General features: G+C 58.9%; 5 protein-coding genes and 2 pseudogenes. 2 read left to right on the top strand and 5 right to left on the bottom strand.

What is annotated here, in order from left to right; genetic code table 11:
- Positions 1-479: 479 nt before the first annotated feature.
- Both P3T43_RS35275 and P3T43_RS35270 read right to left on the bottom strand, forming a co-directional pair.
- On the bottom strand, positions 480-827 hold the full coding sequence (locus P3T43_RS35275; RefSeq protein ID WP_429285609.1) for a hypothetical protein: 348 nt from the start codon (positions 825-827) through the stop codon (positions 480-482).
- A gap of 38 nt (positions 828-865) precedes the next feature.
- Positions 866-1,111, bottom strand: coding sequence for a hypothetical protein (locus P3T43_RS35270; RefSeq protein WP_429285608.1), 246 nt, complete (start codon positions 1,109-1,111; stop codon positions 866-868).
- An 83-nt stretch (positions 1,112-1,194) separates the two neighbouring features.
- Between P3T43_RS35270 and P3T43_RS35265 the strand changes: the two genes are divergently transcribed.
- Complete coding sequence (locus P3T43_RS35265) at positions 1,195-2,163, top strand: LysR family transcriptional regulator (protein ID WP_429285607.1); 969 nt, start codon at positions 1,195-1,197, stop codon at positions 2,161-2,163.
- A 186-nt stretch (positions 2,164-2,349) separates the two neighbouring features.
- Positions 2,350-2,484, top strand: a pseudogene (locus tag P3T43_RS35260) (IS30 family transposase); the annotation flags it as partial.
- A 245-nt stretch (positions 2,485-2,729) separates the two neighbouring features.
- Here P3T43_RS35260 and P3T43_RS35255 read toward each other — a convergent pair.
- The 3 genes and pseudogenes from P3T43_RS35255 to P3T43_RS35245 all read right to left on the bottom strand — a co-directional run.
- On the bottom strand, positions 2,730-3,620 hold the full coding sequence (locus tag P3T43_RS35255) for a nucleotidyl transferase AbiEii/AbiGii toxin family protein (protein WP_429285606.1): 891 nt from the start codon (positions 3,618-3,620) through the stop codon (positions 2,730-2,732).
- A complete protein-coding gene (locus P3T43_RS35250) occupies positions 3,589-4,659 on the bottom strand; it encodes a type IV toxin-antitoxin system AbiEi family antitoxin (RefSeq protein ID WP_429285605.1) in 1,071 nt (356 codons plus the stop codon). Before P3T43_RS35250 ends, P3T43_RS35255 begins: the two co-directional genes overlap by 32 nt.
- Before the next feature lie 364 nt (positions 4,660-5,023).
- Positions 5,024-5,122, bottom strand: a pseudogene (locus tag P3T43_RS35245) (IS6 family transposase); the annotation flags it as partial.

Below are 5,122 nucleotides of genomic sequence, written 5' to 3'. Positions count from 1 at the left end.
GCCGTCAGGCGGCTGTCCACGGGCGGGCGCGGGATAATCGCCGTAGCGAGCGTAGATGTTGAACGAATGCTTGACAGACCTACTCAGGGCATGACTCTACCGGTCCCCGCCTGGACCGGCTCAATCATATCTGTGCTCCTTAGTGACTCTTGCTTCAGGCAGAATCAAAACCTGGAAGCTAGTCGTTTCTGCCTGTTACCTGACGCCGACTATGACACGCAAACGAGCATGCGCCCGGCGAGTAATAAAGCTTCATGTTTGATCCTGACAAGGAGTTAAAAAATTGCGCCATGATCGATAACGCCTTAATCGCTACGCGCATCATAGGGTGACGGGCCATAGGACGCCATGAACAGTCCGCGCCGATATAACCTGGCAACTTCCAGGTTACCAAATCACAACGGCGAAATGCTCTGTCCGCGCTGCCTGCCGCTTCAGGAAAGCCGGCAGCGCAGCCGCCCAATACGCTCTAGCGTTTTCTACTGGGGCGAAGGCGGATTCAGAAGCTTGCTCAACGGCTTCAGTGGGCCGATTGGGAGGAGCGTGAGAGTCATCAAGTGCGCTTTCCCCAAGGGAAGCGCCTCGAGCATTTCATGCGCTTGATTTACGTCAGTGACGTTCAGGATGAACGCCACCCCAGCCCGGTCTTGCAGCGAATACCACTGGTCGATCTTGCCCTCGAGGTAGAGCTGCGCCGTCTCGCGAACTTCGGTCGGAAGAATGTGTTGGACAAGTTGCATGTCCGTGCCCGGCGGAAAGGTGCCAATCGCCAATATCTTCGTGGTGGGCGTGGTGGGCGTGGTTGGCAACGGAGTGGTTTGCGCCATGGAAACTCCAGCAGAAGTGAGCAGCACAGAGGCTGTTGTCAAATTGAGAAGAAGGCGATTCGTCGAACGTCCAGCACCGACATGTCGGCGGAGATTCTGGCCAGTTGGGCAAGATCGGCCGCGGCAGCAAGCCCACGCGTGTGAAAGTGGTCGCGCGCGTCCAGTTGCTGCGGTGTGAGCGGCCGATCTTCCGGCCCGTAAACCGCGAGCGCGATCGTCAGCCGCCCGGTCAAGCCGGTCGCGCGACGATAGTGTTCGCGTGCGCCATCAAGTGCATCAGTCATTGCAAAATCCAGACTCGTCAATTGCTGGCGCCAAGGTATCATCCATTTTTGCATGCGACTATCCATCACAATGTTGACAGGTCATGAAGCAGAACTTCACAGTCAGGCAGGGCGCGCTGGATGGCGTGGAGGTGTTTCTGAGCGTTGCCCAGCATCGCAGTTTTCGCAAGGCAGCCGCGGAGCTCGCCGTGACACCGTCGGCCGTCAGCCAGACGGTGCGGGTACTCGAAGCGCGCATTGGCGCGGCGCTCTTCATACGTACCACGCGCAGTGTCGGCCTGACCGAAGCCGGCGACCAGTTTCTCGCGCGCGCAAAGCCTGCCTTCGAGGAACTGGTCGCTGCCAGTGAGGTTGCGCGCGGACTCGGCCAGCGGCCGGCTGGATTGCTGCGTCTCTCGGTGCCGCGGGCGGTCGTCCCGACTCTGCTGGAACTGGTCGCATCGTTCTGCCGGGCTTATCCCGATGTCGAGGTGGAGCTTGCTGCGAGCAAGAAGGTGACCGACCTTGCGGCCGAAGGATTCGATGCCGCTGTCCGGCTAGGGCATCTCGTTGCTCCCGATATGGTCGCGGTGCCAATGACGCCACCGTTCCGCCTCATCGTCGTCGGCAGCCCTGCCTACTTCACGGAGCGCAGCCGGCCCACTCACCCGAACGACCTGCGCCAGCATGCATGCCTGCGATGGCGGCGATCCAACGGCGCGCTCGCGCTATGGTCATTCAACGACAACGACCAGACGATCGAGATCGCCGTATCCGGCCCCCTCATCGCCAGTGACTTTCCCACTGTGCTTGGCGCGGCGATAGAAGGCCTGGGCCTTGCCCAGTTGCCTGAGCCGCTGGCCGCAGTTGGGTTGAGATCGGGAAAGCTGGTAGAGGTGCTGGAGGCGTACGCGCCGATGAGGCCGGGGGTGTTTCTTTGCTATCCAGGTCGCCGGCAGATCATGCCGAAGCTGCGCGCGTTCATCGATCATTTGAAGAGCCGCACGGCAGGCGACAAGCAAGGTCGGGCACAAGCTGACGCGAGGCGCGCGAGGTCGCGAAAAAGAGGCTGATCGTCTGCGCGAATTCCATGCATGGGACCGCGATCGACTCGTCCCTGCTGCGTCGTTCTTTCGGGTCAAGGGCAGGCTTCGGAAACAGAAGGGACGCTCGAGCGTCCGAGAGCCGTCCTGCCTGAATGGCCGTAGATGGCCGCTCACTGCCCCATGCAAAGAGCATTGACGGCTCAAATTTCCCACGGTCTCGATCTCTCTGGTTATTCAAAGGCCAGACTTAATGCCGTGGCGAGGCGACTCAACGAACGTCCCCGAAAAACACTAGACTTCGACACACCAACTGAACGATTTCAACAAGCCGTTGCATCCACCGGTTGAATCCGCAGCAGAGTCGAGTCGTTCGCCGAAACCAGCGATAGGGGCTACACCGGTTGATCACGTCAGACGCCATCAGTCAGCAGTCCACGCTCGCCATTCCTGTATCACGAACCGGTGGGCGCTTTTGATTATGAACGAGATCGCCATGATCACCGGTTGGCGGAGTTGCCGCCTTGTCGCTGACATCCGGGTTGCAGGTGGCTCAGGGTTGGTGGCCACTAGCGTCGGCGCCTTCGGCGACTCGATTACGGTGCGTTGAGAAAGCCATAACGAAAGGCGCTCAGGGATTCTTCTGACCCGTCGACATAGTCGTCCAGTAACGGTCCGGCGGCGCACGCGACTATGTCACGCCTCAGCAGTTCGTAGGTATCCGCATCGGCCAAGATGGCTGCGATCGCTTCCGTAGTTGCCGCAAGCGCGATGTCTTTCGCATCTCTTCCAAGTAATCCGCATGCCGCAAGGGTGAGGTCAAACTCATGCTCGTTCAGAAGATCTTCAGCAACCTCCCAGATGCGCTCCTTGTTGCCCGCGTCCAGATAATTTCGCAGCAGCAACAGCAAGTCTGATGCGTCCTTGTTGTTCTCGGCTCGCCGGTCTTTCCACGCCATTACCTTTAACAGGGTGAGCGCTGGCAACGTGACAACCGGAACGGCCAACCCATCGTCGATCTCGACCTGCACGGCACTATCGACTGCTTCCTGGAATCCCAGCACGTTCATAACAGTGTCGCCATCCGGCGGCCAGGCGATGGACCCTTCGGGTTGTTCGATCCGGCCGAACGGGACGATATCGAGCGGCAGTTTGTACTCGTTGCCCGTGTCGATAAACCATAGCCTCTGCTGCTGCTTTGAGTCGCTAATGAAGTGACCGCCAGCTTGCAGTTCGGTGAGAAGCATCCGGTGTTCGTCCCAACTGACTGCACAAACTGCGACGTCAACGTCTCTTGTCGCGCGCGCTCGAGGCTGACCGTAGACGTGCCACAGGATGATGTCGCGTGCGGTCGCGCCGGCCACCACAAAGGGCGCGCCGAGGCGGCTTGTGGCCTCATTAAGGTTTTTGAGCAGGGCGATTGTCGCGGGCTCGAGCGGGCGATCGGTTCCTACCTTAAGGTATCGGGGCGGAGAGATACTGTTCATGAATGTTTTGTGCAATCTCGAGGTTTCTTCCGTCGCCAGAGGCTAGCAAGTCGGCGTAAATCAGAAGCGGATGGACAAGTTGGGCCATACCCTTTGGCCAGCCTTGCGCGTAGTTCTCCGGCCAGAATGCCTGGACGACTTCGACGTCGCCGGCAGCATCCGGGTGCAAACGGGCTTTCAGCATGAACTCGCGGCCCGGCGAAGCCTGGCTGTAGATTGTGACCTGGGCGGGGCGTAGGCTACCCGTCAAGATGTCCGCCGCAGCTTCGCCCCCCAGCAGGCCATGGATTGTCTCGAAATTGAACTCGCGCCACCACTCCGGAGCGGTGCTCGCAAATCTTGCCGAGGGCAATTTCGCGCGCAGCCGTGAGGGGTAAAGGCTCACCCATTCCTTTACGTACCTCTGCCAATCGGGAATCAGGCGTTCTCCGCCGCGACGCGTCGCCAGAAGACCACGTTCCATGAGGTCGTCGACGACCTGATTGACCGTGCTCAGCGCGACAGCAGATACGTCCGCGATCGTCCGGTATGGTGCATTGACGATGTGTGGCTGCGTCGCGAGGGCGAACATGACCTGCAAGCCCTTGCGTGTGGTTGCACGCGCAGAATTTTTGGCCGATGCGATCGCCGGCTTTGGCTGTCCAATGACCATGACCGTAGCCTCGGGCTCGCGGAGGAACACGTTACCCGCGGCATCGAGGAACGGACGGCCCATCTCGATGAGCTTGCGCGCGTGAATCGGGCCGATATACGAGGCCAGCAGAAGCGGTGAGCGGGGGGGGCGCTTCTGTTGGTCGGTCACATATTGGTGTTGCTCAGGGAAGACGATTCCGTATGGAAGGGCCCGCGCGAAATGAACGGGCATCGTGAACTCGGTGCCGTCTATTTTGAAGCGGATTGCGGCGTCCACCGATGGCCCCTGGAACCTCTGCGCGTTGACGGGCTCCGCATGGAAGATGCGGGTGGAGCTCGCGAATGCGGTGCAGGCATCGAGGAGCAGCTGGTTGTCGGTAAATGAGAGCGGTTGCTGTTGAGCCATAGTCAGCTCCTTTGTACGATTTATGGAAAGTGTACGTGAAAATCGTACATAGTCAAAAAATCGTACAAAAAAACCAGAAACCTTATTGGGATTGCGTTTCAAGTAGCAATGAGACCCTATATGTACGAAAATATGTCGGTGTACGATTTTGTCGTACAGGTCGATAAATACGTACACCGGTGATCGATGCCACGTCCGGGAAGATGGACCAAAGTCCCAATTTCCTTGCCCATTGCCTCAAGATGTCTCATTGCCACGGCCCGCCGTCGGTGATCCCAGCCGTCGCGCTCGGCGGATAGCGATCAATGGGTTGTGTCGCGATAACGGCGGCAAGGCAAGAAAATTCCGCAAAGATAAGGAGTCCTTATACCACCAACGAATAGAACTGATCGGCAGCGGTTCGGGTGACGCCGCTGTCCTTCATCTGGCCTTTCCTGATCATATGCATCGTCTCAATGCCTGA

Origin of the sequence: Paraburkholderia sp. GAS41 (assembly GCF_050436545.1) — a bacterium.
Classification (GTDB): Bacteria; Pseudomonadota; Gammaproteobacteria; order Burkholderiales; family Burkholderiaceae; genus Paraburkholderia.
The sequence above is the reverse complement of the archived record's forward strand: the minus strand, read 5'-3'. Positions and strand labels throughout refer to the sequence as shown.